The 231-nt window shown below is 80.5% G+C and carries 1 pseudogene; it reads left to right on the top strand.

Annotated features, from left to right (window positions below):
- Nucleotides 1-231, top strand: a pseudogene (locus QWJ41_RS21480) (hypothetical protein); the annotation flags it as partial.

Raw genomic sequence — 231 nt, 5'->3', positions numbered from 1 at the left:
CGCCCGGCGGCTGCTGGTGCCCCGCGGCGGCGGGTCGGTGGTGCTGCCCGGCGAGGTCGGGCTGGTGCTGCGCGGCGGCCGCACCACCACCGACCGCGTCGACGACGTGCCCACCCAGCCCCCCGTCGAGCGCGCCGCGGCGATGGTCGACAAGGTCGCCGCCGGCGCCGCCGTCGAGGCCGGACGCCGCGTGGAGCTGCTGCTCGACCACTGGGGCACCCACCCTCCCGC

Origin of the sequence: Nocardioides cremeus (assembly GCF_030518195.1) — a bacterium.
Classification (GTDB): Bacteria; Actinomycetota; Actinomycetes; order Propionibacteriales; family Nocardioidaceae; genus Nocardioides; species Nocardioides cremeus.
The sequence above is the reverse complement of the archived record's forward strand: the minus strand, read 5'-3'. Positions and strand labels throughout refer to the sequence as shown.